This is a genomic window from Erwinia sorbitola (assembly GCF_009738185.1).
Lineage (GTDB): Bacteria > Pseudomonadota > Gammaproteobacteria > Enterobacterales > Enterobacteriaceae > Erwinia > Erwinia sorbitola.
Genome location: NZ_CP046509.1, coordinates 2,456,209 through 2,482,145, shown reverse-complemented (window position 1 = coordinate 2,482,145; position 25,937 = coordinate 2,456,209). Strand labels below are relative to the sequence as shown.

General features: G+C 51.9%; 23 protein-coding genes, 2 tRNA genes and 6 other RNA genes. 13 read left to right on the top strand and 18 right to left on the bottom strand.

The window, feature by feature from the left end; all coding sequences use genetic code 11:
• Positions 1-131 precede the first annotated feature (131 nt).
• Positions 132-1,412 (bottom strand): YeaH/YhbH family protein, encoded by a 1,281-nt coding sequence (locus GN242_RS11080; protein ID WP_156287486.1) that lies wholly within the window; start codon positions 1,410-1,412, stop codon positions 132-134.
• A 68-nt stretch (positions 1,413-1,480) separates the two neighbouring features.
• Positions 1,481-3,415 carry a protein kinase YeaG gene (gene yeaG, locus GN242_RS11075; RefSeq protein ID WP_154751039.1) on the bottom strand — a complete coding sequence of 645 codons (1,935 nt, stop codon included), beginning with the start codon at positions 3,413-3,415 and terminating at the stop codon, positions 1,481-1,483.
• A 432-nt stretch (positions 3,416-3,847) separates the two neighbouring features.
• On the opposite strand from yeaG, the gene GN242_RS11070 reads away from it, so the two are divergent.
• Together GN242_RS11070 and GN242_RS11065 are read left to right on the top strand one after the other, a co-directional pair.
• Complete coding sequence (locus tag GN242_RS11070; RefSeq protein ID WP_156287485.1) at positions 3,848-4,597, top strand: MipA/OmpV family protein; 750 nt, start codon at positions 3,848-3,850, stop codon at positions 4,595-4,597.
• 81 nt (positions 4,598-4,678) lie between these two features.
• Positions 4,679-5,530 carry an aldo/keto reductase gene (locus GN242_RS11065; RefSeq protein ID WP_156287484.1) on the top strand — a complete coding sequence of 284 codons (852 nt, stop codon included), beginning with the start codon at positions 4,679-4,681 and terminating at the stop codon, positions 5,528-5,530.
• A gap of 56 nt (positions 5,531-5,586) precedes the next feature.
• Here GN242_RS11065 and GN242_RS11060 read toward each other — a convergent pair whose 3' ends face one another.
• Complete coding sequence (locus tag GN242_RS11060; RefSeq protein WP_154751041.1) at positions 5,587-6,465, bottom strand: D-hexose-6-phosphate mutarotase; 879 nt, start codon at positions 6,463-6,465, stop codon at positions 5,587-5,589.
• A gap of 74 nt (positions 6,466-6,539) precedes the next feature.
• On the bottom strand, positions 6,540-7,535 hold the full coding sequence (gene gapA, locus GN242_RS11055) for a glyceraldehyde-3-phosphate dehydrogenase (RefSeq protein ID WP_154751042.1): 996 nt from the start codon (positions 7,533-7,535) through the stop codon (positions 6,540-6,542).
• Positions 7,536-7,876: 341 nt separating this feature from the next.
• Here gapA and msrB point away from each other — a divergent pair, with 341 nt between their 5' ends.
• Together msrB and GN242_RS11045 are read left to right on the top strand one after the other, a co-directional pair.
• Complete coding sequence (gene msrB, locus GN242_RS11050) at positions 7,877-8,287, top strand: peptide-methionine (R)-S-oxide reductase MsrB (RefSeq protein WP_154751043.1); 411 nt, start codon at positions 7,877-7,879, stop codon at positions 8,285-8,287.
• Between the two features lie 8 nt (positions 8,288-8,295).
• Positions 8,296-8,574, top strand: coding sequence for a YeaC family protein (locus GN242_RS11045; protein WP_156287482.1), 279 nt, complete (start codon positions 8,296-8,298; stop codon positions 8,572-8,574).
• Positions 8,575-8,649: 75 nt separating this feature from the next.
• On the opposite strand, the gene pncA is transcribed toward GN242_RS11045, so the two are convergent.
• From pncA to sppA, 3 genes are all read right to left on the bottom strand, one after another.
• A complete protein-coding gene (pncA, locus tag GN242_RS11040; protein ID WP_156287481.1) occupies positions 8,650-9,264 on the bottom strand; it encodes a bifunctional nicotinamidase/pyrazinamidase in 615 nt (204 codons plus the stop codon).
• A gap of 17 nt (positions 9,265-9,281) precedes the next feature.
• Entirely contained in the window at positions 9,282-10,295 is a 1,014-nt protein-coding gene (gene ansA, locus GN242_RS11035) for an asparaginase (protein ID WP_154751046.1), read from the bottom strand.
• A gap of 102 nt (positions 10,296-10,397) precedes the next feature.
• Positions 10,398-12,254, bottom strand: coding sequence for a signal peptide peptidase SppA (sppA, locus tag GN242_RS11030; RefSeq protein WP_156287480.1), 1,857 nt, complete (start codon positions 12,252-12,254; stop codon positions 10,398-10,400).
• Between the two features lie 195 nt (positions 12,255-12,449).
• Between sppA and GN242_RS11025 the strand changes: the two genes are divergently transcribed.
• The 4 genes from GN242_RS11025 to GN242_RS11010 are packed head-to-tail and all read left to right on the top strand — an operon-like array spanning position 12,450 to position 16,317.
• Positions 12,450-13,001, top strand: a complete 552-nt coding sequence (locus GN242_RS11025) for an NAD(P)H nitroreductase (protein WP_154751048.1) — start codon at positions 12,450-12,452, stop codon at positions 12,999-13,001.
• An 11-nt stretch (positions 13,002-13,012) separates the two neighbouring features.
• Positions 13,013-14,059, top strand: a complete 1,047-nt coding sequence (gene selD / locus GN242_RS11020) for a selenide, water dikinase SelD (RefSeq protein WP_156287479.1) — start codon at positions 13,013-13,015, stop codon at positions 14,057-14,059.
• Between the two features lie 18 nt (positions 14,060-14,077).
• Positions 14,078-16,000: a DNA topoisomerase III gene (locus GN242_RS11015; RefSeq protein WP_154751050.1), complete on the top strand. Its 1,923-nt coding sequence runs from the start codon at positions 14,078-14,080 to the stop codon at positions 15,998-16,000.
• The gene (locus GN242_RS11010; protein ID WP_156288257.1) at positions 16,000-16,317 is read left to right on the top strand and encodes a YnjH family protein; all 318 of its coding nucleotides are present in this window, start codon (positions 16,000-16,002) and stop codon (positions 16,315-16,317) included. The genes GN242_RS11015 and GN242_RS11010 overlap by 1 nt, the downstream gene beginning before the upstream one ends.
• 75 nt (positions 16,318-16,392) lie before the next feature.
• On the opposite strand, the gene xthA is transcribed toward GN242_RS11010, so the two are convergent.
• From xthA to GN242_RS10955, 11 genes are all read right to left on the bottom strand, one after another.
• Positions 16,393-17,199 (bottom strand): exodeoxyribonuclease III, encoded by an 807-nt coding sequence (gene xthA / locus GN242_RS11005; RefSeq protein WP_154751052.1) that lies wholly within the window; start codon positions 17,197-17,199, stop codon positions 16,393-16,395.
• 190 nt (positions 17,200-17,389) lie between these two features.
• A non-coding RNA gene (locus GN242_RS11000) (RtT sRNA) lies at positions 17,390-17,520 on the bottom strand.
• A gap of 39 nt (positions 17,521-17,559) precedes the next feature.
• Positions 17,560-17,690, bottom strand: a non-coding RNA gene (locus GN242_RS10995) — RtT sRNA.
• A gap of 39 nt (positions 17,691-17,729) precedes the next feature.
• Positions 17,730-17,860, bottom strand: a non-coding RNA gene (locus GN242_RS10990) — RtT sRNA.
• Between the two features lie 39 nt (positions 17,861-17,899).
• Positions 17,900-18,029, bottom strand: a non-coding RNA gene (locus GN242_RS10985) — RtT sRNA.
• Between the two features lie 39 nt (positions 18,030-18,068).
• Positions 18,069-18,198, bottom strand: a non-coding RNA gene (locus GN242_RS10980) — RtT sRNA.
• 39 nt (positions 18,199-18,237) lie between these two features.
• Positions 18,238-18,322, bottom strand: a tRNA-Tyr gene (locus GN242_RS10975).
• A gap of 144 nt (positions 18,323-18,466) precedes the next feature.
• A non-coding RNA gene (locus tag GN242_RS10970) (RtT sRNA) lies at positions 18,467-18,596 on the bottom strand.
• Positions 18,597-18,634: 38 nt separating this feature from the next.
• Positions 18,635-18,719, bottom strand: a tRNA-Tyr gene (locus tag GN242_RS10965).
• Between the two features lie 144 nt (positions 18,720-18,863).
• On the bottom strand, positions 18,864-19,712 hold the full coding sequence (gene purU, locus GN242_RS10960; RefSeq protein ID WP_154751053.1) for a formyltetrahydrofolate deformylase: 849 nt from the start codon (positions 19,710-19,712) through the stop codon (positions 18,864-18,866).
• Between the two features lie 39 nt (positions 19,713-19,751).
• Positions 19,752-20,213 (bottom strand): YchJ family protein, encoded by a 462-nt coding sequence (locus GN242_RS10955; protein ID WP_156287478.1) that lies wholly within the window; start codon positions 20,211-20,213, stop codon positions 19,752-19,754.
• Between the two features lie 108 nt (positions 20,214-20,321).
• Between GN242_RS10955 and rssA the strand changes: the two genes are divergently transcribed.
• From rssA to GN242_RS10930, 5 genes are all read left to right on the top strand, one after another.
• Complete coding sequence (rssA, locus tag GN242_RS10950) at positions 20,322-21,230, top strand: patatin-like phospholipase RssA (RefSeq protein ID WP_154751054.1); 909 nt, start codon at positions 20,322-20,324, stop codon at positions 21,228-21,230.
• A 95-nt stretch (positions 21,231-21,325) separates the two neighbouring features.
• Positions 21,326-22,339, top strand: a complete 1,014-nt coding sequence (rssB, locus tag GN242_RS10945) for a two-component system response regulator RssB (RefSeq protein WP_154751055.1) — start codon at positions 21,326-21,328, stop codon at positions 22,337-22,339.
• A 194-nt stretch (positions 22,340-22,533) separates the two neighbouring features.
• Positions 22,534-23,442, top strand: a complete 909-nt coding sequence (gene galU, locus GN242_RS10940; RefSeq protein ID WP_154751056.1) for a UTP--glucose-1-phosphate uridylyltransferase GalU — start codon at positions 22,534-22,536, stop codon at positions 23,440-23,442.
• Between the two features lie 26 nt (positions 23,443-23,468).
• Entirely contained in the window at positions 23,469-24,809 is a 1,341-nt protein-coding gene (locus tag GN242_RS10935; RefSeq protein WP_154751057.1) for a UDP-glucose dehydrogenase family protein, read from the top strand.
• Positions 24,810-24,824: 15 nt separating this feature from the next.
• Positions 24,825-25,832 carry an NAD-dependent epimerase gene (locus GN242_RS10930; protein WP_154751058.1) on the top strand — a complete coding sequence of 336 codons (1,008 nt, stop codon included), beginning with the start codon at positions 24,825-24,827 and terminating at the stop codon, positions 25,830-25,832.
• Positions 25,833-25,937 lie beyond the last annotated feature (105 nt).

The window sequence follows — 25,937 nt, the reverse complement described above, 5'->3', positions numbered from 1 at the left end:
ATCGAAAAACTGGTGCGAAGACGAGAGAAAAAACGCTGTCTGGAGGGCATTTTACCATGAGAAGGGGGCAGTGCAGGCATTGGAGTTAAGAATATCTCAGCCGGTGTCAGTCACCGGCTGAGTAAAAAGTGTCAGTAATTCTCTTCTGCCTGTTTGTGAAACAGGGCGCGGAACACCGGATAAATATCTTCCGGTTCACGGATATGCTGGATAGCAAAGTTATCAAATGTGGATTGCAGATGTTCATATTCACGCCACAGCGTCTGATGAGCACGCCGGGTAATTTCGATGTAGCTGTAGTAGCGCACCACCGGCAGAATATTTTTAGCCAGGATCTCGTGACACAGCGGTGAGTCATCAGCCCAGTTGTCGCCATCGGAGGCCTGTGCAGCATAAATATTCCACTGTGCAGGGTCGTAGCGCTCTTTAACCACTTCGTCCATCAGCTTCAGCGCACTGGAAACGATGGTTCCGCCGGTCTCCTGCGAATAGAAGAACTCCTGCTCATCAACCTCTTTTGCCTGTGTATGGTGACGGATATAGACCACATCAACGTTTTTATAGGTACGGCTGAGGAACAGATACAGCAGAATATAAAAACGTTTGGCCATATCTTTGGTGGCCTGATCCATTGAGCCAGACACATCCATCAGACAGAACATGACTGCCTGACTTGAAGGTTCCGGGCGTTTCTCAAAGTTTTTGTAACGCAGGTCAAAAGTATCGATAAAGGGTACGCGCTTGATGCGTGCACGCAGCTCTTCAATCTCTTTACGCAGCCGATCCTCTTCCAGTAGCTGAACCGGCTCGCTTTTTTCCACCAGCAAAAGCGCCGCTTCCAGTTCCGCCAGCATACGCCGTTTACCCGCAGTCATCGCGGTTCGCCGCGCCAGTGAGTTTTGCAACGATCGCACTACGCTGATATTGGCCGGTACCCCGTTAGCGGTGTAGCCTGCGCGGTGGTTTTTGTACTCATTCAGCTGCCGGTGCTGATTTTTTTTCAGATTAGGCAGCGCAAGATCTTCAAACAGCAGATCGAGATATTCATCTTTAGAGATGTTGAACACGAACTCATCCTGGCCTTCGCCATCCTTACCGGCGTTGCCCTGACCGCTTCCGCTGCCACCGCCGCCGCCCTGAGGGCGTTCTACCCGGTCATTCTGCACAAAATGGTCGTTGCCCGGGTGAACACGATGGCGCTGACCACCGCGTCCCTGATGAAAACTCGGTTCGTTAATATCTTCAATCGGAATAGAGACGGATTCCCCGCTGCTCACGTCGGTAACCGAACGCTTATTGATGGCCTCGGAGATCGACTGTTTGATTTGCGATTTATAGCGGCGCAAAAAGCGCTGGCGATTAACCGCGCTCTTGTTCTTCCCGTTAAGACGCCGATCGATAAAATAGGCCATAGCTCCCCCAAACAGTGTTGCCAGACGAGCCAGGGCAGATGCCCCGACCCGAACGGGTAAGACTCACATCAGGACGATTTTCTGACACGCAGATACCATTCACACAGCAGGCGAACCTGTTTGCGGGTATAGCCTTTTTCCATCATACGGTCGACAAAGTCGTCGTGCTTTTTCTGTTCATCAGTGGACGTTTTGGCGTTGAATGAAATGACCGGCAGCAGCTCCTCAGTATTCGAGAACATTTTCTTCTCAATTACGGTGCGCAGTTTCTCGTAGCTAGTCCAGTTCGGGTTACGGCCATTGTTGTGGGCGCGGGCACGCAGGACAAAGTTAACGATTTCATTACGGAAGTCTTTTGGATTGCTGATCCCGGCGGGCTTCTCAATTTTTTCCAGCTCGGCGTTCAGGGACTCACGGTCAAACAGCTGGCCGGTATCCGGATCGCGATACTCCTGATCCTGAATCCAGAAATCAGCATAGGTGACATAGCGATCGAAGATATTCTGACCATATTCTGAGTAGGACTCCAGATAGGCGGTCTGAATCTCTTTGCCGATAAACTCAGCATATTTCGGGATCAGGTAGCCTTTCAGATGCTCAAGATACTTCTCAGCCTGCTCCTGAGGGAACTGTTCACGGTCAATTTGCTGCTCGAGAACGTAGAACAGATGCACCGGGTTAGCGGCGACTTCGGCATGGTCGAAGTTAAATACGCGGGAGAGGATTTTAAAGGCGAAGCGGGTGGATAACCCGTTCATCCCTTCATCAACGCCAGCGTAGTCACGGTACTCCTGATAGGATTTCGACTTAGGATCGGTATCTTTCAGGCTTTCCCCATCGTACACGCGCATTTTTGAGTAAGTACTGGAGTTCTCAGGCTCTTTCAGGCGCGAGAGAATGGAGAAGCGCGCCAGCGTTTCCAGGGTTCCCGGCGCACAAGGCGCATGGGTCAGCTCACTGTTAACCAGCAGCTTGTCATAAATCTTAATCTCTTCGGAGACGCGCAGGCAGTAAGGCACTTTGACGATATAAACGCGGTCAAGGAACGCCTCGTTATTCTTGTTGTTACGGAAAGTCACCCACTCAGATTCGTTGGAGTGCGCAAGAATAATCCCGTTAAACGGCAGGGCGGAGATCCCTTCGGTACCGTTGTAGTTACCTTCCTGAGTCGCGGTCAGCAGCGGATGCAGCACCTTAATAGGGGCTTTGAACATCTCCACAAACTCCATAATCCCCTGGTTGGCACGGCACAGGGCACCGGAATAGCCGTAGGCATCAGGATCGTTTTGCGCGTGGTTCTCCAGTTTACGGATATCCACTTTACCCACCAGTGCTGAAATATCCTGGTTGTTTTCATCACCTGGTTCAGTTTTAGCAATCGCCACCTGCTCCAGAATTGACGGCCAGACCTTCACCACTTTGAAACGGGTAATATCACCACCAAATTCGTGCAGGCGTTTAGCTGCCCACGGCGACATAATGGTGCCGAGGTAGCGACGCGGTACCCCGTACTCTTTTTCAAGAATATTGGCATCTTCCTGCGGATTAAACAGGCAGAGCGGATGGTCATTAACCGGGCTGCGTTCGCCATCGGCAGTGAGCACATAGATTGGTACTCGCTGCATCAGCGATTTAAGCCGTTCAGCCAGAGATGATTTCCCGCCGCCCACCGGGCCGAGCAGGTAAAGAATCTGTTTCTTCTCTTCCAGCCCTTGCGCAGCATGTTTCAGGTAGGAAACGATCTGTTCAATCGCATCTTCCATGCCGTAAAACTCTTCAAACGCCGGGTAGCGCGCAACCACACGGTTGGAGAACAGTCGGGAAAGGCGTGGCTGGAGAGCGGTATCAACCATCACTGGCTCACCTATAGCCATTAACAGTCGTTCCGCCGCGTTGGCGTATGCACTGCGATCTTGTCGGCAGACCGTAAGAAATTCCTGCAGTGTGAACTCTTCGTCCTTGGCAGCTTCATAGCGCTGACGGTAGTGATCGAATATATTCATGGCGATGCCCGTCCTTTCATTTTTAGCACAGGTACCAGGAGCCTAAGTTTGGTCAGCTCCTGAAGGAACTTACAGTGAGTACAGCAACCCTTATGCCAACCTGACTTTTTTTAATCGGGATACACAAAATTGCTCATCACTCTACTCGTTGGAATTTAGCGTCTTATAATTAAGCGTAGATCGCATTTAGGAAATTTCCTGAATTGCTGACCATTTTCGATGAAATTTCAATAACAAAGTTAAAAACTATCTTTACAATCCCCTTATCTGATGCGGCCTGACGGCTTTTTGTAAAAATTCCCACCGGGTTAACGATCAGATTTCGTAGGGTGATTGATTATATGTGCGACCAGTTATGTAAATTTATGACCTTATGCGACCATATTGTTTAAAATGATAAATTGATTGTTATATTAATGGACTGAATAAATTGTGAACCAATTCAAACTTACGGCGCTTACTGCCCTTTTACCTCTCTGTTTTGCGGCTCCTCTCGCACAAGCAAACCCGTTAACGCTGGGGGCATCGCTGCTTTACAGCCAGAGCCCATATAAAAGCGGACAGGATCGTTACTACCCTGTACCGATTATCAACTATGAGGGTGACAGCTTTTATATCCGCTCTCTTCAGGCCGGATATTTTCTGTGGAAAGACCAGCAGGATCAGCTGTCACTGACGATTGTGGGTTCACCGCAGAACTATGACCCGGACGATGCCGATGACGGCGATATGAAGTCGCTGAACAAGCGTCATATGACACTGATGGGGGGCCTGGCTTATCGCCACTCAGCGGACTGGGGTATCGTACGTACCACGCTGGTGGGCGATATGCTGGATAACAGTAACGGGATTATCTGGGATCTGACCTATCTCTATCGCTTTGAATTTGGTCAGTTTAATCTTACCCCGGGTATCGGCGCACTGTGGAACAGTTCCAACCAGAATGACTATTATTATGGTATTTCATCCGCAGAATCACGCCGCAGTGGCCTGAACAGCTATGATCCTGACAGCAGCTGGAGCCCGTACATTGAGCTGAGTGCTGGCTGGAACTTCAGTGACCACTGGAATGCGACGCTGTCCGGACGTTACATGCGCCTGGGTGATGAAATCAAAGATAGCCCAATGGTTGACCGGGATTCGCAAATGTTACTATGGACCGGAATTAGCTACACCTTCTGATGCCGTGACAATGCACTAAAAAAGGGCGCTTTGCGCCCTTTTTGATCGCGGCAGTGCTCTGAAACAGTGCAGGGAGAACTGATGAACAGAACAGTCACATTTACAGATGGCACCATCCTGCCAGCCATAGGCCAGGGCACCTGGTTTATGGGGGAAGAAAGCGCGCAGCGCAGCCAGGAAGTAGCTGCACTTCAGGCCGGACTGGAAAGAGGTCTGACCCTGATTGATACCGCCGAAATGTATGCAGAAGGCGGTGCCGAGCGGGTGGTGGGGGAAGCGTTGCAGGGGCGACGTGACAAGGCATTTTTAGTGTCGAAAGTCTATCCGTGGAATGCCAGCGAAGCGGATGCCATAGGCGCCTGCGAACGTAGCCTGGCCCGCTTAGATACTGATTATCTTGACCTCTATCTGCTTCACTGGCGAGGTAACATTCCTCTGGAAGAGACTCTGCGCGCAATGGAAAAACTACTGCAGCAGGGGAAAATTCGCCGCTGGGGTGTCTCCAATTTTGACACTGACGATCTCCATGAACTGCTCGGCGAACAGCGAGGCGAGGAGTGCGCTACTAACCAGGTGCTGTATCATCTGGCCTCACGCGGTATTGAATACGATTTACTGCCTGAGTGTCAGCGGCTGGGAATGCCAGTGATGGCCTATTGTCCTCTGGCGCAGGCAGGGCGGCTACGTGCAGAGTTGATGAACCACCCGGTGCTTGTTCAGATTGCACAACAAAAGGGCATTAGCGTGGCGCAGGTGCTGCTGGCGTGGGTAATTCGTAAAGATGGTGTGATGGCCATTCCAAAAGCAAGCAGCATTGCTCATGTTTACGATAATGCGTCGGCGCTGGATGTGGTTCTGTCCGGCGAAGAGCTGGCACTTATTAACCAGGCTTTCCCGCCTCCTGCCACCAAACTGCCGCTGGATGTGGTTTAGCTTTCCAGTTCTGTCCAGATAACGGAGCGACCATTAGCAGGTCGCTCCGGTTCGCGTTAACGCTTGCTGCGTACGCGGAAGGTGGTCGCCAGACGGGCAGGTTGTTCACCCGCACTTACCATCGGCTTACTGACGTGGGCAGTTTCCACACACACCATGGTTTTATAACCCTCATTAGCCATATCACCCATGCTGCAAGAGAGTTCCGCACCGGGATTCCACGTGACAACGTCACTTTGATGGTGGTGGTAAACCTCAATGGCGCGCTGACCGGCCTGATCTTCAATCACGCTGCAATCTGCGGGTTGCGTATAGATACGGTCAATTCGCTGCGGATAGGTCTGTTTGCCGTCAGCAGAAGTTCCAATAACGCCGTTATTGACCTTATCAATATAGCTTTCGCCAAGACCACTTACTTCTACGCCGTCAATATCCGCGACTTCGAAATAGCTGTGCAGTGCAGCAGTGGCTTCATAGTCACCGTGGGCTTCCAGCTCAATTTCACAGCGGTCACTAAAACGGAAGCGGGCGAGCAGGGTAAAATCGTGTGGCCAGAGCTTTTTGCTCTGCTCACTGCTTTTTAATTCAAAGGTCAGCATTACGCTGTTTTCGTTTTCATCGTGCGCGGTCAGCGTCCACGGCAGAATGCGGGCAAAACCATGGGCAGGCTCACCCGCCGGGCCAAACCACGGCCAGCAGATTGGTACACCGCCGCGTATTGCCTTACCCGCAGTCCAGGCGGTTTTATCACTTAACCAGATCACTGGTTTTTCACCGGCAGGTTGCCATGCAATCAGCTGCGCGCCCTGTAAGGTCACGGCGGCGCGGACTTTAGGATGCGCCACCACCACGACCGGGAGTTCGCCAATCTGGCGCTGTGAGAGGTAAGGGGATATCTGGTTAATCACGGGCAGTGAAAAGAGTTTCTCGTTCATCAGTCAGCCTTCTGAAATTTAACCATAAAAAAAGGGCGACAACGTCGCCCTCTGTATCGTACTCAACACAAAGCTTATTTAGCGATGTGAGCAACCAGGTCAAGAACCTTGTTGGAGTAGCCAGTTTCGTTATCGTACCAGGAAACCAGTTTAACGAAAGTGTCGCTCAGAGCGATACCTGCTTTAGCATCGAAGATTGAAGTCAGAGTTTCACCGTTGAAATCGGTAGAAACAACTTCGTCTTCGGTGTAACCCAGAACGCCTTTCATTTCGCCTTCGGCAGCAGCTTTAATCGCAGCACAAATTTCTTTGTAAGATGCTGGTTTAGCCAGACGTGCAGTCAGGTCAACAACAGAAACGTTAGGGGTAGGAACGCGGAACGCCATACCAGTCAGTTTGCCGTTCAGCTCAGGAATCACTTTACCTACAGCTTTAGCAGCGCCGGTAGATGAAGGGATGATGTTCTGAGATGCGCCACGACCGCCGCGCCAGTCTTTGTGAGACGGGCCATCAACGGTTTTCTGAGTAGCGGTAGTTGCGTGAACAGTGGTCATCAGCGCTTCAACGATACCGAAGTTGTCGTTGATAACTTTAGCCAGTGGTGCCAGGCAGTTGGTGGTGCAGGAAGCGTTAGAAACGATATCCTGGCCAGCGTATGACTTGTGGTTTACACCCATAACGAACATTGGGGTGTCATCTTTAGATGGGCCAGTCAGAACAACTTTCTTAGCGCCAGCCTGGATGTGTTTACGTGCAGTTTCGTCGGTCAGGAAGATACCGGTCGCTTCTGCAACCACATCAACGCCTACTGCATCCCACTTCAGGTTAGCCGGATCACGTTCAGCGGTAACACGGATGGTTTTACCGTTAACAACCAGATGGCCGTCTTTCACTTCTACGGTTCCGTTGAAACGGCCGTGAGTTGAGTCGTATTTCAGCATGTAAGCCATGTACTCAGCGTCGAGCAGATCGTTGATTGCAACGATTTCTACATCAGAACGTTCCTGAGCAGCACGGAAAACGATGCGACCGATACGGCCAAAACCGTTGATACCTACTTTGATAGTCATATATTCCACCAGCTTGTTGATAGTGAATAAAAGGTTGGCTGTAAAATTACAAAAACCTTACCAGGCGTCAAGCGGAATCGTGTCAATTGTTGCGACAAATCAAACTGACGCACAGGAATTATTCAACACAAAACCTTATTCTTGACGCACGAACAACATGGATCTTGGGGCAGAATGCCCGAATACAAAGGGGTGAACGATTAAAATAGTGAGCTGCATCACAAATTCAGCCATGGCTGGATCTTGTTGTGCCCTCTACAAGAAAAATTCACCTGATCTTGTTATGTATTTGTTAGAATACTAGCCGATCTTTTCAGAATAACACTGCCAGAGAGTCTAACATGGCTAATGATGATACACCTTTCTCACCCGAAAATGCGTTAAATGAGATGCAGCGCTACGTTACCCAGCAGCGTGGAACCGAACCGCCGTACTCCGGAAAACTGCTGCATAACAAAGATGAAGGCATCTATCACTGCCTGATTTGTCAGGCGCCGCTGTTCCTGTCTGAGACGAAATATGACTCAGGTTGTGGCTGGCCGAGCTTCTATCAGCCTTACAGCGATGACGCTATTCGCTATCTTGAAGATGATACTCACGGCATGCAACGTATTGAAATTCGCTGTGGTAGCTGTGATTCACATCTTGGTCATGTCTTCCCTGATGGCCCGCAGCCAACCGGTGAGCGTTTCTGTGTCAACTCCGCTTCATTGAGTTTCACTGATGAAGACGGCAACAGTACTCAGGGCTAGGAGCTACAATGGAACTGGATGAGATGATCGCCAGCATGACGCCTGATATTTACCAGCGCCTCGTCACCGCGGTAGAAACCGGCAAATGGGCAGACGGTGTCGCTCTTACGCCGGAGCAGAAAGAGAACAGCCTGCAACTGGTTTTACTCTGGCAGGCACGTCATAACGATAATCCGCAACATATGAGTGTAGCCAGGGGTGGAGAAATCGTGATGAAAAGTAAAAAACAGCTGAAAGAAGAGTTCGGTATTGAGGATGACGCGGTCACCCGTATCAAACTGCAATAAATTATTCCTTAACGAATAATTCGTAATGGAATTATCCGCAGGCCGGTAGAAACCGGCCCGGAAACATTCAGCACTCTACAGGATTTTTGCCCCGGCCTGAGCCATTTCGGCGAGGGCCGTTTCACTGTCATCGGCCCGCAGGTTCACTCCGCGACATCCGGCGCTTACTACGGTGACCTGATAACCCAGCGTCAGCGCATCCAGCACGCTGTATTTCACACAGTAGTCCGTTGCCAGGCCCATAACCGTCAGCGCAGTGATATCGTGCTGCTGGAGCCATTCGTACAGCCGGGTCTGCTGGCGACGTCCGTTGTCGAAAAAAGCGCTGTAGCTATCGATTTCAGGATTTTCACCCTTGTAAACTTTCAAGGTGAGCAGGGTCTGGTTCAGCGCAGGATGCAGAAGCGCGCCCTGGCTGTGCTGGATACAGTGATCGGGCCACCACACCTGCGGCAGGCCGTGCAGCTCACCCAGTGTGCCTGGCTGCGTTCCTGCGCTGCTGGCGAAGCTGCCATGACCAGCCGGATGCCAGTCCAGCGTGGCAATGACCGGCTCACCACGCGCGCAGAATTCAGCGGCAAGCTGGTTTGCCACCGCGATGGTCTCTTCGCCCTGATTAACGGCCAGAGCACCGCCGGCACAAAAATCATTTTGCAGATCAACCAACAACAATGCCTGACGCTCACGCATGTTTCTCTCCTTTAAAATCAATCCGGGGTCAGTTCGCCGCGCAGGTTCTGTTTCATCAGCTGGCGGATTTCATCGCTGGTCAGATCCTGACTCAAAAGGAAGTGCAGTTTGGTCAGCGTGGCTTCAACGGTCAGATCCGCGCCGCTCACCACACCTGCAAGCGCCAGTGCATTCCCGGTGGCATAACCGCCCATATTGACCTTGCCAGACATACACTGCGTAAGGTTAACAACCACAATGCCGCGCTCTGAGGCTTCTTTCAGCTCTTTCAGGAACTCTTTATTTTGTGGTGCATTTCCGACGCCGTATGAGCGCAGGATCAGTGCTTTAACCGGCTGTTGCAGGAAGTTACGCACCACTTCAGCGGAAATCCCCGGATAAATTGTCACTACGCCGATAGGCTGCGGCGTAATTGGATGTACGATCAGCTCCCCCTGGCCTGCCGGTGCCGCTGGAGTATTCAGTCGACGGATATGGATACCCGCCTCCAGCAGTGGGGCGAGATTTGGCGAATCAAAGGCGTTAAAGCCGTCTGCGTGCGCCTTGGTGGTGCGGTTACCGCGATAGAGAGTGTTGTTGAAAAACAGCGTGACTTCGTTGATTGGATAGTTGGCGGCAACAAACAGCGAGTTCAGCAGATTTTGCTGGCCGTCGGAGCGCAGCTGTTCCAGCGGGATTTGTGACCCTGTCACAATCACCGGCTTGGCAAGATTTTCCAGCATGAACGACAGGGCAGAAGCGGTAAATGCCATGGTGTCGGTACCATGCAAAATGACAAAACCATCGTAGTGGTCATAGTTCAGGCGAATATCATCCGCAATCGATTGCCAGTCCTGCGGCGTCATATCAGATGAGTCAATCAGCGGCTGGTATTCGTGAATTGTGAAATCAGGCATCTCCGGACGATGAAATTCCGGCATATTCGCCAGCTGACGTTGCAGATGGCCGGATACCGGGATAAAGCCATGCTCAGAGCGCTGCATCCCGATGGTACCGCCCGTGTAGGCGACGTAAATGGATTTCTTTTGCATTTGTAAACTCAAGACTTGCCAAAAAAGCGCAGTATAAGGGGAAAGCGGGGGAAAAGCAGCCCGACCAGCTGGCGTCGGGCTGAATAGTGAACGGCGTCACTGTTATTTAACGTTGCCGCAGGTGAGGCAGAATGCGTAACGGTTCTGCGGATCATTCATGCTGCCCATCAGGCCGGGCTGATCTTTCATCGCATTCATCACATCCAGCATCGGTGCCGGGAGCCAGGCTTTCAGCGTGGCAGGCAGTGCCGCATGAGCCGAAGCGTCAACCTGACTGAATAGCACTTCAATCAGGCTTGGATCATTCTGATACCAGTTAAGCTGCGGCTGTTTCAGTTTGGCCAGCTCTGCGGCTTTGGCCACGGCATCGTCAAAATCACCCAGCGCATCCACCAGTCCGTTCGCTTTTGCATCGCTGCCTGTCCATACGTGACCCTGAGCAATCTGATCGATCTGCTCCGGGGTTTTATTGCGCGATTTGGCTACCAGACCGAGGAAGTTTTTATAACCATTCTCGATGCTTAACTGCATCAGCTGCTGAACTTCGGTTGGCAGCGCTTTGGTGCTGGCAACATCAGCCAGCGGTGAAGTTGCCACGCCATCAGTATGCACGCCGATAGCATCCAGAGAGTTCTCAACGGTGTTGATAACGCCAAAGATACCGATAGAGCCGGTGAGGGTATTCGGGCTGGCAATAATGTAGTTAGCCGGAGTAGAAACCCAGTAACCGCCGGATGCTGCCATACCGCCCATTGAAACTACCACCGGTTTACCGGCTGTTTTCGCTGCCGCCAGCTCTTCACGAATCTTTTCAGATGCGGTCACGCTGCCGCCGGGGCTGTTAACGCGGAACACAATGGCTTTGATTTTAGGATCGAGTCGCGCATCGCGGATCTCCATGGCGGTGGTGTCAGCGCCAACGCTTCCTGGAGTCTCTTCGCCATCCATGATTGCACCGTTAGCCATAATCACCGCGACATTACCGTCGGTGGTCTGGGCATTTTTCAGCGGATAGTCGTAAATACTGATGCCGTTATAATCTTTCGCCTCTTTATCCCAGCCGAAAGTTTTCACCAGCTGCTGATCGACGATAGACGGTGAAGCCAGTTCATCAACCAGTTTATTCTCTTTCGCGTACTGTGCTGTATCACCGCCAACTTTTTGCAGGCCATCCAGCACTCCCTGTGCGCCCGGGAAAATCTGGTCGGCAGTAATCTGACGGTTAGCGGCCAGCGTATTGACGTAGTTCTGCCAGAGTTCGCCTACCCAGCGGCTGTCGGCATCACGTGCTGCTGGTGACATATCGTCACGCAGGAACGGTTCTACCGCTGACTTATACGTGCCTACGCGGAATACGTGGGAGCTGACTTTGAGCTTATCCAGCAGCGTTTTATAATACAGCCCGTTAGTGGCAAAGCCGTGCAGATCGACCGTTCCCTGCGGAGAGAGGTAGATCTTATTAGCGAAGCTGGCGAGATAATATTGCGCCTGGCTGTAGCTGTCGCCGCTGGCGTAAATTGGTTTACCGCTGTCGCGGAATTCACGCAGCGCTTTGCCAATATATTGCAGCGATGGCTGGTCAGCTCCGGCGAAATTGCGTAAATCGAGCACCATCCCGGTGATTTTCGCATCGCCTTTGGCCTGTCGGATGGCGTCCACGATGTCAAACAGCGAGTTCTCTTTCAGACGATCGCTGCTGGCACCCAGAAGCTGGCGGCTCACTTTGCTCATGGTATTGCTGACGGATGGTTTATCCACCACCACACCGCTGAGGTCTACGGTCAGTGCTCCTTTCTGAACGTCTGCCGGGGTGCTGGCGCTGTTATACTGGAACCAGATACCCGCGCCGACGAGGATCAGCAGGACAAGGAAAAGGTTAAGAATAAATTCGCGTACAAAATTCAGCACCCGCCATGTCCACTTAAAAAAATTAGCGATAATCCGCCACAAGACGCGCATAAACTCTCCATATTCGCAATGAAATACCCGGCGCGATGCAGTTGTCAGCGACAACCCCAGCGCTAAACCGGGCAATAATATTCCACATCCTAAATAGCAGTGGCGTAATTGTCAGCAGGAAAAAGCGCAATGCTGTAACAAAACATCATCCTGTGCTAGTTTCACCGGGATAAACATCATCATCAGGAGGAAGTTATGGACGCTCTGGAATTACTGGTTAACCGTCGTTCGGCATCCCGTCTTACCGCACCAGCCCCGGCAGGTGAGGTGCTGGAGAACATTCTTCATGCAGGTATGCGCGCTCCGGATCATGGTACTTTGCAGCCGTGGCGTTTTACCATTATTGAAAATGAAGGTCGCGACCGTTTTAGTGCGCTGCTGGAAAAAGCCTCGCGCGATGCACAGCTCGATGAGAAAGCTATTGAGAAGGCGAAACAGGCACCTTACCGTGCGCCGATGATTATAACCGTGGTTGCGCATTGTGAAGAGCATCCGAAAGTACCGCGCTGGGAGCAGCTGGTATCTGCCGGTTGCGCCGTAATGGCAATGCAGATGGCCGCAGCGGCACAGGGGTTTAACGGTATCTGGCGCAGCGGAGCATGGACAGAAGATGAAGCGGTACGTCAGGCCTTCCATTGTCGCCCTCAGGATGCCATCGTCGGTTTCCTCTATCTGGGTACCCCGCAGCTGAAATCATCAACCACTATCCTGCCGCCGGACAGTGCGCCATTTGTCAGCTATTTCTGAGTGATAGAGAGATGAACGAGAATCCTGTTCGTTTGACGCAGTACAGCCATGGGGCAGGCTGCGGTTGTAAAATTTCTCCTGCGGTGCTGGATCGCATCCTGCACAGCGATCACCCGCTGCGGGCGGATACCAATCTGCTGGTGGGCAATGAAACCCGTGATGACGCAGCCGTATACGACCTTGGTAACGGTACTGCGATTATCAGCACCACCGACTTTTTTATGCCCATCGTCGACGATCCCTATGATTTCGGTCGTATCGCGGCCACCAACGCCATCAGTGATATCTGGGCGATGGGGGGGAAACCGCTAATGGCGATAGCTATTTTAGGCTGGCCGGTTAACATACTGGCACCGGAGATAGCGCGTAAAGTGATTGAAGGTGGGCGCAGCGTTTGCGAACTGGCCGGGATCAGCCTGGCTGGGGGCCACTCGATTGATGCACCAGAGCCGATTTTCGGGCTGGCAGTGACGGGCATTGTGAATACCGATCAGGTGAAGCGCAACAGCGCCGCCGTGCCGGGGTGCCGCCTCTATCTTACCAAACCTCTGGGTATTGGCGTGTTAACCACCGCAGAAAAGAGATCGCTGCTGTTGCCTGAACATGCCGGGCTGGCTACGGAAACTATGTGTCAGCTTAACCAGATCGGTGCCGCGTTCGCCGCAGAAGCGGGTGTAAGTGCGATGACTGACGTTACGGGCTTCGGCCTGCTGGGGCATTTGAGTGAGATGTGCCAGGGTGCAGGGCTGCATGCCGACCTCTGGTTCAGTGCTATTCCTCGTCTGCCTGGCGTGGAAGAGTATATCGCCATGGGTTGTGTGCCAGGAGGGACTGAACGTAACTTTGCCAGTTACGGAGCGCTGGTGGGCACCATGAGCGATATGCAGCGTCAGCTGCTGTGCGATCCGCAAACCTCCGGCGGCCTGTTACTGGCCGTCTTACCGGGAGCAGAGGCTAATGTTAAAGCCATTGCGGCCCGGCACGCTATTTCGCTAACACCCGTTGGCGAACTCCTGACGGCTCAGGCCGGAAGGGCCGTTATTGAAGTCAAACTCTGAGCAGGAATTCACCCCCGGATGCGTTTGTTTATTGCCGAAAAGCCCAGTCTTGCCCGCGCTATTGCGGATGTTTTGCCGAAACCACATCGTCGTGGGGATGGTTACATTGCCTGTGGTTCTGACCAGGTCGTAACCTGGTGTGTGGGGCACCTTTTAGAGCAGGCGCAGCCTGATAGCTACAACAGTCGTTTTGCCCGCTGGTCGCTGGCGGATCTGCCTATTGTCCCGGAAAAATGGCAGCTGCAACCGCGCCCGTCGGTCGCCAAACAGCTGAATGTGATTAAAGGGTTGCTGGCTCAGGCAAGCGTTGTGGTTCACGCCGGTGACCCCGATCGTGAAGGCCAGCTGCTGGTGGATGAAGTTCTGGATTATCTCACCATGCCCGCTGAAAAACGGGCACAGGTGCAGCGCTGCCTGATTAACGACCTCAACCCGCAGGCGGTAGAAAGAGCGATAAGTCGTCTGCGTGAAAACCGTGAATTTATTCCGCTTTGCGTCTCCGCACTGGCGCGGTCACGCGCTGACTGGCTGTACGGCATCAATATGACGCGTGCCTATACGCTGCTGGGGCGCAACGCCGGGTATGACGGCGTTCTCTCTGTGGGGCGTGTGCAGACTCCGGTGCTCGGGTTGGTGGTACGTCGTGATGAAGAAATTGAAAACTTCGTGGCGAAAGATTTTTTTGAAGTGAAAGCGCATATTGTCACGCCAAAGGATGAACGCTTTGTTGCTCTTTGGCAGCCGAGTGACTCCTGTGAGCCTTATCAGGATGAAGAAGGGCGTCTGCTGCATCGTCCGCTGGCGGAACATGTGGTGGCGCGTATCAACGGGCAGCCTGCGCTGGTCACCAGCTATAACGACAAGCGCGAGAACGATACCGCGCCGCTGCCGTTTTCACTCTCGGCGCTACAGATTGAGGCGGGTAAGCGTTTTGGCCTTAGTGCGCAGACGGTACTTGATACCTGCCAGCGTCTGTATGAAACCCATAAGCTGATTACCTATCCGCGTTCTGACAGCCGCTATCTGCCTGATGAGCACTTTGCCGGGCGCCAGGCGGTGCTGAATGCGATTAACGCGCATCAGCCCGACCTCACACCTCCCGCTGATTTCAACAGCGATCAAAAGAACCGCTGTTGGGACGATAAAAAGGTTGATGCTCACCACGCCATCGTGCCGACGGCGCGCAGCAGCAAGGTTAATCTGACGGATAATGAGCAGCAGATCTACCGGCTGATAGCCACTCAGTACCTGATGCAGTTCTGCCCGGACGCGGTCTATCGCAAATGCGTCATAGAGCTGGATATCGCGGGCGGTAAATTTATTGCCAAAGCGCGTTTTCTCGCCGAAGCGGGCTGGCGTGCGCTGCTTGGCAGTAAAGAGCGCGATGAAGAGAATGACGGCACGCCGTTGCCTGTGGTAGCGAAGGGCGATGAGCTGCTGTGCGAGCGCGGAGAGGTGGTGGAGAAGCAAACCCAGCCGCCGCGTCCCTTTACAGATGCGACGCTGCTTTCAGCGATGACGGGCATTGCGCGCTTTGTTCAGGATAAAGATCTAAAGAAAGTGCTGCGTGCGACCGATGGTTTAGGGACGGAAGCCACACGCGCCGGTATTATCGAACTGCTGTTTAAACGTACGTTTTTATTTAAAAAAGGGCGTTATATTCACTCAAGCCCGGCAGGGCGTGCGCTGATCCACTCGCTGCCGGAGATGGCAGCACGGCCAGATATGACTGCGCAGTGGGAATCAACGTTGACTAAAATCAGTGAAAAGCAGTGTCGTTATCAGGACTTTATGTTTCCGCTGGTTGAGACGCTGCACACTCTGATTCATCAGGCGCGCCAGCAGCCTGCGGCACATGCATTCCGCGGCTTACCGGCACCAGCAACAAACAAAGCAAAAAAACCGCGCCGTAAAGCGGCGAAAGAAAAGGAAAGTGAGTGATGAAACTGCATCTTGCTGTACTGCTGCTGCTTGCCATCAGCGCCCCGACCATGGCCGAGCGCTATATCAGTAGCGGTCACGGTAATAACGGTGGCAATAACGGCGGAGGTAATACAGATGTCGTGGTAGATATGCCACCGGAAGTCTGGACGCAGGGAAACAGTAATAATCAGCAGCCTTGCCAGCGTTGCTGTGTTTATGAAAACCGGAGCTATACCGAGGGTGCGGTGCTGAAAACTGAGGGGGTACTGTTACAGTGTGCGCGCGATGAGCAGTCGCTGGGCACTAACAACCTGATCTGGCGTATCGTGAAGTAAACTCATTTCTCTCTACAGCAGGGAGGCAGACGGCCTTCCTGCTGTATCAAATCAGCCTGGAAACTTAATGACTAACTACAGTGAAAACTCTGCCCAAATCGGTGCATGGTCTGAGGGTTTTTCCATGGCGCGAATATCATAATCAATCCCGGTAGCGATACAGCGCTCTGCCAGCGGTTTGCTGGCCAGTACCAGATCGATGCGCAGCCCGCGATTATCATCAAAACCTTTGGAGCGATAGTCGAACCATGAGAAGCGATCGTTAACTTCCGGGTTGTGCGCGCGCCAGGTATCCACCAGACCCCAGCTCATCAAACGATCCATCCATTCACGCTCTTCCGGCAGGAAAGAACACTTCCCGGTACGCAGCCAGCGCTTGCGGCTCTCCTCACCGATACCAATATCCAGGTCGGTGCTGCTGATATTCATATCACCCATGATCAGCACCTGATTGCCGGCGTTTTGCTGCTGCTCAAGATAGTCCTGAAGGTCGCGGTAGAATTTCTCTTTTGCCGGGAATTTTGTGGGATGGTCGCGGCTTTCACCCTGAGGGAAATAGCCGTTGAGCACCGTTACAATCCCGGATGGCGTAGGGATATCAGCCATAATAATGCGGCGCTGGGCTTCTTCATCATCACCTTCAAAGCCACGACGCACGGCAAGAGGTTCCTCTTTGGTGAGTAGCGCTACGCCGTAGTGACCTTTTTGTCCGTGATAAAACACGTGGTAGCCCAGTTTAGCGACTTCTTCGAGCGGGAACATATCATCGTGGACTTTCGTTTCTTGCAGGCCGATAACGTCAGGCTGATGCTGTTCAACGATAGCTTGAAGCTGATGAGGGCGCGCACGCAGCCCGTTGATATTAAAAGAAACAAATTTCATAGCACAGGCCATTTTGCGTGGGAAAAGAGGCCCAGATGGTAGCAGGTTTTGCCATGAGAAAGAAATATTGCTGCGATAGGGAATCGAATGGAGTTAACTTTTTTCAGGCGTTCGGATCGAAGGTTCTCATCCTTCCCCAGCGGGAATATGAAAGTGAGCAGTGATTATGGGAACAGGTGGAATATTAAGATGGTGGTGGGGGAAGGATGACTGTGTCGCTGCGCTCCTTGCCCTGCCGGTCGCCATAAATGGCGTTGTCTCACTGACGTTCGACTCGAACTTCGGGTCGAAGCTTCTCATCCTTCCCCAGCGGGAATATGAAAGTGAGCAGTAATTATGGGAACAGGTGGAATATTAAGATGGTGGTGGGGGAAGGATGACTGCGTCGCTGCGCTCCTTGCCCTGCGGGCCGCCATAAATGGCGTTGTCTCACTGACGTTCGACTCGAACTTCGGGTCGAAGGTTCTCATCCTTCCCCAACGGGAATATGAAAGTGAGCAGTGATTATGGGAACAGGTGGAATATTGAGATGGTGGTGGGGGAAGGATGACTGCGTCGCTGCGCTCCTTGCCCTGCGGGCCGCCATAAATGGCGTTGTCTCACTGACGTTCGACTCGAACTTCGGGTCGAAGGTTCTCATCCTTCCCCAGCGGGAATATGAAAGTGAGCAGTAATTATGTGAACAGGTGGAATATTAAGATGGTGGTGGGGGAAGGATGACTGCGTCGCTGCGCTCCTTGCCCTGCGGGCCGCCATAAATGGCGTTGTCTCACTGACGTTCGACTCGAACTTCGGTCGAAGCTTCTCATCCTTCCCCAGCGGGAATATGAAAGTGAGCAGTAATTATGGGAACAGGTGGAATATTAAGATGGTGGTGGGGGAAGGATGACTGCGTCGCTGCGCTCCTTGCCCTGCGGGCCGCCATAAATGGCGTTGTCTCACTGACGTTCGACTCGAACTTCGGTCGAAGCTTCTCATCCTTCCCCAGCGGGAATATGAAAGTGAGCAGTAATTATGGGAACAGGTGGAATATTAAGATGGTGGTGGGGGAAGGATTCGAACCTTCGAAGTCGATGACGGCAGATTTACAGTCTGCTCCCTTTGGCCGCTCGGGAACCCCACCAGGGGAAGCGTGTTAACAAGTACAAATTCGTAAAAAGCGTTGTCTCACTGGCGTTCGACTCGAACTTCGGGTCGAAGCTTCTCATCCTTCCCCGTAAGGAATATGAGACGGTGTGACAGTCATTTTATATCGCGAAATATAAAATGGTGGTGGGGGAAGGATGACTGCGTCGCTGCGCTCCTTGCCCTTCGGGCCGCCATAAATGGCGTTGTCTCACTGGCGTTCGACTCGAACTTCGGTCGAAGCTTCTCATCCTTCCCCGTAAGGAATATGAGACGGTGTGACAGTCATTTTATATCGCGAAATATAAAATGGTGGTGGGGGAAGGATTCGAACCTTCGAAGTCGATGACGGCAGATTTACAGTCTGCTCCCTTTGGCCGCTCGGGAACCCCACCACTGGCCTGATTACTATGCTTGTTAAGCGGGGCGCATCATATCAGATGAAGTGATGCTGTAAAGCCCCGTTTTGCATAAAGTAGCGTGTTTGCCGTTTTTTTGCCCGGGATGCTGATTTGTCAGACAAAACAGCATTATCCGGGTTACAAAATAATGGTGCGGTTGCCGTAAACAAACACTCGCTGGGCCAGTACCTGATAAAGAGCACGGCTCAGGGCATTCTTCTCTACGTCACGACCGGCGCGCATCATATCTTCCGCAGTGTAGGTGTGATCAACATGGATCACGTCCTGCATAATGATCGGGCCTTCATCAAGATTATCATTCACATAGTGCGCCGTAGCACCAATGATTTTCACCCCACGCTCGTACGCCTGATGATAAGGGCGCGCGCCGATAAATGCAGGCAGGAAAGAGTGGTGAATATTAATAATCTGATTCGGATAGCGCTGCACAAAGCCCGGCGTCAGAACGCGCATGTATTTTGCCAGCACCACATAATCTGGCTGATAACGGTCAATTTCCGCTGCCATATTATTGTCGTGCTCATCGCGGGTCAGACCTTCGTGGCTCACCAGAACGAATGGAATATCAAAACGTTCAACCAGCGTACGCAGCGTATCGTGGTTGCCGATAACGGCGGCAATTTCTACATCCAGACCACCGTAAGCGCTTTTCATCAGGAGGTCACCCAGGCAGTGCGCCTCTTTGGTCACCAGAATAACAATACGACGGCGACCAGCAGGGTGCAGCTCACGTACTGAGCCGACAGGCAGAGCACTGTCCAAATCGGCCAGCAGCGTGCTGTCATTAAAAATGCCTTCCAGCTCGGTACGCATAAAAAAGCGACCGGTACGGTGATCAACAAACTCATTGTTTTGCACAATGTTCAGTTCGTGCTTGTAGCAAATATTGGTAATTTTCGCGATCAGCCCTTTAGCGTCAGGGCAGATGGTGCGTAGAACTTTACGTTGCAGTGTTTGCGCTTGCATTGCGATGGTAATCCTGTCGATACAAAAGGGAAACCCGGGTCACGACTGACCGCAGCATTTCTTGTATTTTTTACCGGAGCCACAGGGGCACTGGTCATTACGCCCAATTGGCGGGAAAGTTCCGTCGATATAGTACCAGCGATGCTCCTCACGAAGAAAGCGCGAACGTTCATGAATAAAACTTTCACGCTGATTTTCGATAAATCGGGCAAAAAAAGTCACAAAACCTTGTGATGTTTCCGGCACTGTTTCGCTATTAATAATTGTCAGGCCCAGCCAGCTGGTGTGGGCGTAACTCTCCTCAATACTGGCAGTAAAGCGTTCCGCATGGCACGAGGGGTGCCAGGTCGCCACCAGATAGGCGGTATCCTGCTTTACATAGGCAGTGTAGCGAGAGCGCATCAGCATTTCTGGTGTGGCAGGGAGAGCGCTACCGCTTAGATACGGTTCGCAACATAGGCTATACTGCAATCCGCTACCGCACGGACAATGATCAGACACGTTGACTCCGTAAATTTTTAACAACAGGTGCAAAGAAATTCAGGCGTCATAATAACCGGGCAAGCGCGGTGATGCCATTTTGATCGTTGTGCACAGGCCAGAGGTGTAATGAGACAGGTAAAAATCGGGCTTGCGCTGGGTTCGGGGGCAGCCAAAGGATGGGCGCACATTGGGGTGATTAACGCTCTTGAACGTGCCGGAATACGTATTGATGTGGTCGCGGGATGCTCTGTCGGTGCGCTGGTGGGTGCGGCATATGCTACTCAGCGCCTGCCATTAATGGAGCGCTGGGTGCGCTCGTTTAGCTACTGGCAGGTTATCCGCCTGATGGACTTTTCATGGCAGCGCGGTGGATTGATTCGTGGCGAACGCGTTTTCAGCCATGTACGCAGGCTGATAGACTGCGATACCATTCAGCAGTGCAGCCTGCCGTTCGGCGCAGTAGCAACCAACCTTAGCACCGGACGTGAGCTATGGTTGACGGAGGGCGATCTCCACCAGGCGGTGCGTGCCTCCTGTAGTATGCCAGGCTTGCTGGCTCCGGTGAGCTGGAACGGCTACTGGCTGGTAGATGGTGCGGTGGTGAATCCTGTACCTGTTTCTCTGACGCGAGCCTTAGGGGCGGATATCGTTATCGCCGTCGATCTTCAGCACGATGCCCATCTTATGCAGCAGGATCTGTTCTCCGTTACGCCTGAATTACACCCGGACGTTCAGATACCAGAGGTCAACAGCTGGGGGGGACGCCTGCGTCAGCGCATCGGACGTATCGCGTCGCGCAAAATGAACTACACGCCTGGCGCGATGGAGATCATGTCCACATCCATTCAGGTACTGGAAAACCGTCTTAAGCGTAACCGCATGGCGGGGGATCCACCTGACGTCATTATACAGCCAATTTGCCCGCAGATTTCCACCCTGGATTTTCATCGGGCAGAGGAAGCGATTGAAGCGGGGAGATTATCCGTTGAAAAAAAAATGGACGAGCTGTTACCGCTGGTGCGTGACAGACAATAGCGTGGTCGATTAAGCATGCTACTTCAGGCAATTCTGAGAGGCGCAAAGGGCGTTTATAGACCACTATTGAGGTATCTGTTATGCAGGGGGACACAATGGAAAAGCCATTAAGCGGAAAACACATTCTCGTTGTCGAGGACGAAGTCGTTTTCCGTTCCCTGCTGGATAATTTCCTCACTGCCTTAGGGGCGGTCGTCAGCCTGGCTGATGACGGCATCCATGCAATTGAAACGATGAGACATTCTGTTCCTGATTTGATGATTTGTGACCTGGCGATGCCGCGAATGGGGGGTATTCAGCTGGTTGAGCATGTACGTAGCAAAGGCGGCGCTTTACCGATTCTGGTGATATCCGCCACTGAGAATATGGCGGATATCGCGCATGTTCTGCGTCTTGGAGTACAGGACGTGTTACTGAAACCGGTAAAAGACCTTGGCCGTCTGCGTGAGGCAGTATTCGAATGCCTCTATCCCTCAATGTTCACTTCAAAGGTGGAAGAGGATGAGCAGCTGTTCCAGGACTGGGACGCGCTGGTCAGCGATCCACAGGCCGCCGCAAAACTGCTTAAAGAGCTGCAACCGCCGGTTCAGCAGACGATAGCCAACTGCCGGATTAACTACCGCCAGCTTACCATGGCCGAACAGCCCGGGCTGGTGCTGGACGTCGCGGCGCTGTCAGAGAAAGACCTGGCCTTCTACTGCCTTGATGTTACCCGTGCGGGTGACAATGGCGTGCTGGCTGCCCTGTTGTTACGAGCGCTGTTTAATGGTCTGTTGCAGGAGCAGCTCTCAGGGCAGGGGCCTCGTCTGCCTGAGCTTGGCGCGTTGCTGAAGCAGGTCAATCTTTTATTACGTCAGGCCAATCTGAAAGGGCAATTTCCGCTGCTGGTTGGTTACTATCACCAGGGATTAAAGAACCTGATCCTGGTTTCCGCTGGTTTAAACGCCACTCTTAATATCCATACCCACCAGATCCAGTTGAGTAATGGTGTTCCTCTTGGAACCCTCGGTAGCACACATCTTAACCAAATCAGCCAGCGTTGTGATGCCTGGCAGTGTCAGGTGTGGGGTGCCGGAGGCAGGCTGCGCCTGATGTTGTCTGCGGAATAACCTCAGCGCGACTATTTTCATCTGGCCCTGCAAGACAGGGCCAGGGATTAGCTTTACAATTGGGTAATAGTCTTAATTTGCGCTGAAATGGTTTAACCAGGATAAATCCGCGTGGGTTCAACTGGTATACTCACTTCGTTTTTTAACTCGACATATCAAGTAATAACTTGAACGGCCTAAAGAGAGGTACTTTGATGTCTGCCTATAAGTCCAAAGTAAAAAAAGCGGTTATCCCGGTTGCTGGTTTGGGAACGCGTATGTTGCCTGCCACAAAAGCGATTCCAAAAGAGATGCTGCCGCTGGTTGATAAGCCGCTGATTCAGTATGTCGTCAATGAATGTATCGCTGCTGGAATTAATGAGATTGTGCTGGTTACGCACTCTTCTAAAAACTCCATTGAAAACCACTTCGATACCAGTTTCGAACTGGAAGCGATGCTGGAAAAACGCGTTAAGCGCCAGCTACTGGAAGAGATCCAGTCAATCTGTCCGCCACACGTTACCATCATGCAGGTACGTCAGGGTCTGGCTAAAGGCCTGGGTCACGCAGTAATGTGTGCATGGCCAGTAATCGGCAATGAGCCGGTTGCAGTTATCCTGCCAGACGTGATTATCGATGAATACGAATCTGATCTGTCAAAAGATAACCTGGCAGAAATGATGAAACGTTTCGACGAAACGGGCCACAGCCAGATTATGGTTGAGCCGGTAGCCGATGTGACTGCATACGGCGTCGTTGACTGCCAGGGCGCAGAGCTGAAGCCTGGTGACAGCGCACCGATGGTTGGTGTGGTTGAAAAACCAAAAGCTGACAAAGCGCCATCTAACCTCGCAGTTGTGGGTCGTTATATCCTGTCTGCGGATATCTGGCCACTGCTGGCAAAAACCCCTCCAGGTGCCGGTGATGAGATTCAGCTGACTGACTCAATCGCTATGCTGATGGAAAAAGAGACCGTAGAAGCCTATCACCTGAAAGGTATAAGCCATGACTGCGGTAACAAACTGGGTTACATGCAGGCTTTCGTTGAGTACGGTGTGCGTCACAACACATTGGGCAGCGATTTTAAAGCCTGGCTGGAAACCACCGTCGGTAATAAAAAGTAAGTTTAATTTCTAACCGGGACAATTCAATGAAAGTCACTGTATTTGGTATCGGCTATGTTGGTCTGGTTCAGGCTGCGGTCTTGGCCGAGGTCGGACATGACGTTCTTTGCATCGATGTCGACGAAAATAAAGTCGAGAATCTGAAGAAAGGGATCATTCCCATTTTTGAACCAGGTTTGACGCCGCTGGTGATGCAGAACTACGAGGCGGGCCGCCTTAAGTTCTCCACTAACGCTGAAGATGGCGTCAACCATGGTGTTATGCAGTTTATTGCTGTTGGTACGCCACCGGATGAAGATGGTTCTGCCGACCTGAAATATGTCACAGCAGTTGCGCGTACCATCGCGCAACATATGAAAGACCATAAAGTGGTGCTGGACAAGTCAACTGTACCAGTAGGCACCGCCGATCGTGTACGTAAGGTAATGGAAGAAACTCTGAAAGAGCGCGGCGTTTCGCTGACTTTTGATGTGGTTTCTAACCCTGAGTTCCTGAAAGAAGGCGCCGCAGTTAACGACTGTATGCGTCCAGAACGTATCGTTGTCGGCACGGATAACGAAGAGGTTGTCGAACTGCTGCGCGAACTGTACGAGCCGTTCAACCGCAACCACGATCGTATGATCCTGATGGACATTCGTAGTGCTGAACTGACCAAGTATGCAGCAAACTGTATGCTGGCAACTAAAATCAGCTTTATGAACGAAATCTCCAACCTTGCTGAACGCCTGGGTGCAGATGTCGAAAAAGTTCGTCAGGGCATTGGTTCTGACTCACGTATCGGTTATTCGTTTATTTATCCTGGCTGTGGTTACGGTGGTTCCTGCTTCCCGAAAGACGTTCAGGCGCTGATTCGTACCGCAGAGCAGATTGGCTATAAGCCGCGTCTGTTGCAGGCCGTAGAGGACGTTAACGATTCGCAGAAGAACAAACTGCCAACCTTTATCAAACGTCATTTTGGTGAGAATTTGCAGGGCAAAACCTTTGCCGTGTGGGGGCTGTCATTTAAGCCTAACACCGATGATATGCGTGAAGCCTCCAGCCGCGTCCTGATGGAAGCGCTGTGGGAAGCAGGGGCGACGGTTCAGGCCTTCGACCCGGAAGCAATGGATGAAGCACAGCGCATCTATGGTCACCGCAGCGATTTGAAGCTGATGGGAACCAAAGAAGCAGCACTTCAGGGAGCCGATGGTCTGGTTATTTGTACTGAATGGCAGAACTTCCGTGCACCTGATTTTGATGTGATTAAAAATGCTCTGAAAGAACCCGTGATTTTTGATGGTCGTAACCTGTATGATCCAGAAAGAATCAGCAAACGCGGTTTTGTTTATTATGCAATCGGCCGCGGAGCATCTCTACAAATTGCATAATTAAACGAGGGTAGTATGAAATATCTGGTTACCGGCGCGGCAGGTTTTATTGGCTTTCATGTCACACAACGTCTGCTTGCTGCCGGTCACCAGGTTGTCGGCCTCGACAACCTGAATGATTATTATGATGTCAATCTCAAAACATCACGCCTTGAACTAATTAACCATCATCCCGAATTCACCTTTGTGAAAGGCGATCTTGCCGATCGCGAAGGCATTGCCGAGCTGTTCCGTTCTCACCGTTTTCAGCGAGTAATCCATCTTGCCGCTCAGGCGGGTGTACGTTATTCACTGGAAAACCCGCTGGCCTATGCTGATTCCAACCTGGTTGGGCATCTCAATATTCTGGAAGGGTGTCGTCATAACCAGGTGGAACACCTGCTGTATGCCTCATCCAGCTCAGTTTATGGCCTTAACCGTAAAATGCCGTTCTCTACGGATGATTCAGTGGATCACCCGGTTTCGCTGTACGCTGCGACGAAGAAAGCCAATGAATTGATGTCTCATACTTATTCTCATCTGTATGGTATTCCGACGACAGGATTGCGCTTCTTTACCGTGTACGGCCCGTGGGGACGCCCGGACATGGCGTTATTTAAGTTTACCCGTGCAATTATTGCGGGTGAAAAAATCGACGTTTATAACCACGGTCAGATGCGCCGCGACTTTACCTATATAGATGATATCGCTGAGGCCATTTTACGACTACAGGATGTCATCCCGCAGGCGGATACAGAGTGGACAGTAGAGACAGGCAGCCCGGCAACCAGCTCTGCACCTTACCGGGTTTATAATATCGGCAACAGTCAGCCGGTCACGCTCATGGCGTATATTGAAGCGCTGGAAAATGCCCTGGGGCAGGTGGCGGAGAAAAATATGCTGCCTATGCAGCCTGGGGATGTGATGGAAACCAGCGCTGATACCACCGCATTATTTAAGGCCATTGGCTTTAAGCCCAAAACCTCTGTAGATGAAGGTGTGGCGAACTTTGTTGCGTGGTACAAAAAATTCTATAAGGTTTAATTTTCTCCGCAGTCAGAAAATGAAAAAGGAAGCCAAAAGGCTTCCTTTTTTTTATCTGTACCTGGTGAGGATAACTGAAAATAGGACCAATAAAACCCCATTTAA

Excerpts from the sequence above, each read along its gene's own strand:
- GN242_RS11080 (WP_156287486.1), bottom strand. The coding sequence starts at position 1,412 with ATGGCCTATTTTATCGATCGGCGTCTTAACGGGAAGAACAAGAGCGCG.
- yeaG (WP_154751039.1), bottom strand. The coding sequence starts at position 3,415 with ATGAATATATTCGATCACTACCGTCAGCGCTATGAAGCTGCCAAGGAC.
- GN242_RS11065 (WP_156287484.1), top strand. The coding sequence starts at position 4,679 with ATGAACAGAACAGTCACATTTACAGATGGCACCATCCTGCCAGCCATA.
- GN242_RS11060 (WP_154751041.1), bottom strand. The coding sequence starts at position 6,465 with ATGAACGAGAAACTCTTTTCACTGCCCGTGATTAACCAGATATCCCCT.
- gapA (WP_154751042.1), bottom strand. The coding sequence starts at position 7,535 with ATGACTATCAAAGTAGGTATCAACGGTTTTGGCCGTATCGGTCGCATC.
- msrB (WP_154751043.1), top strand. The coding sequence starts at position 7,877 with ATGGCTAATGATGATACACCTTTCTCACCCGAAAATGCGTTAAATGAG.
- GN242_RS11045 (WP_156287482.1), top strand. The coding sequence starts at position 8,296 with ATGGAACTGGATGAGATGATCGCCAGCATGACGCCTGATATTTACCAG.
- pncA (WP_156287481.1), bottom strand. The coding sequence starts at position 9,264 with ATGCGTGAGCGTCAGGCATTGTTGTTGGTTGATCTGCAAAATGATTTT.
- ansA (WP_154751046.1), bottom strand. The coding sequence starts at position 10,295 with ATGCAAAAGAAATCCATTTACGTCGCCTACACGGGCGGTACCATCGGG.
- sppA (WP_156287480.1), bottom strand. The coding sequence starts at position 12,254 with ATGCGCGTCTTGTGGCGGATTATCGCTAATTTTTTTAAGTGGACATGG.
- GN242_RS11025 (WP_154751048.1), top strand. The coding sequence starts at position 12,450 with ATGGACGCTCTGGAATTACTGGTTAACCGTCGTTCGGCATCCCGTCTT.
- selD (WP_156287479.1), top strand. The coding sequence starts at position 13,013 with ATGAACGAGAATCCTGTTCGTTTGACGCAGTACAGCCATGGGGCAGGC.
- GN242_RS11015 (WP_154751050.1), top strand. The coding sequence starts at position 14,078 with ATGCGTTTGTTTATTGCCGAAAAGCCCAGTCTTGCCCGCGCTATTGCG.
- GN242_RS11010 (WP_156288257.1), top strand. The coding sequence starts at position 16,000 with ATGAAACTGCATCTTGCTGTACTGCTGCTGCTTGCCATCAGCGCCCCG.
- xthA (WP_154751052.1), bottom strand. The coding sequence starts at position 17,199 with ATGAAATTTGTTTCTTTTAATATCAACGGGCTGCGTGCGCGCCCTCAT.
- purU (WP_154751053.1), bottom strand. The coding sequence starts at position 19,712 with ATGCAAGCGCAAACACTGCAACGTAAAGTTCTACGCACCATCTGCCCT.
- rssA (WP_154751054.1), top strand. The coding sequence starts at position 20,322 with ATGAGACAGGTAAAAATCGGGCTTGCGCTGGGTTCGGGGGCAGCCAAA.
- rssB (WP_154751055.1), top strand. The coding sequence starts at position 21,326 with ATGGAAAAGCCATTAAGCGGAAAACACATTCTCGTTGTCGAGGACGAA.
- galU (WP_154751056.1), top strand. The coding sequence starts at position 22,534 with ATGTCTGCCTATAAGTCCAAAGTAAAAAAAGCGGTTATCCCGGTTGCT.
- GN242_RS10935 (WP_154751057.1), top strand. The coding sequence starts at position 23,469 with ATGAAAGTCACTGTATTTGGTATCGGCTATGTTGGTCTGGTTCAGGCT.
- GN242_RS10930 (WP_154751058.1), top strand. The coding sequence starts at position 24,825 with ATGAAATATCTGGTTACCGGCGCGGCAGGTTTTATTGGCTTTCATGTC.